Origin of the sequence: Methylobacterium sp. J-001, assembly GCF_022829565.1 — a bacterium.
In the GTDB taxonomy this organism is placed as follows: Bacteria; Pseudomonadota; Alphaproteobacteria; order Rhizobiales; family Beijerinckiaceae; genus Methylobacterium.
In genome coordinates this window covers 1-284 of record NZ_JAKSYN010000011.1, presented here as the reverse complement: position 1 = coordinate 284, position 284 = coordinate 1, and the positions used below count along the sequence as shown (strand labels likewise).

General features: G+C 68.3%; 1 pseudogene. It reads left to right on the top strand.

From position 1 onward, the window contains the following. Positions 1-284, top strand: a pseudogene (locus MKK65_RS31460) (ATP-dependent RecD-like DNA helicase); the annotation flags it as partial.

The window sequence follows — 284 nt, the reverse complement described above, 5'->3', positions numbered from 1 at the left end:
TCTGCGTGCTCAAGGTCCAGGCCCGGGGCAAGCGTGACCTCGTCCCGGTGATCGGGCATGCCCCCGCCATCGCGGCTGGCGAGTGGATCACCGCCACCGGCATCTGGCACACGGATCGCCAGCACGGCGTGCAGTTCAAGGCTGACACCCTCAAGGTCACGCCGCCCACCGGGGTGGAGGGCATCGAGAAGTACCTCGCGTCCGGCCACATGCGTGGCATCGGTCCGGCCATGGCCAAGCGCATCGTCGCGGCGTTCGGGGAGGGCACGTTTGAGATCATCGAG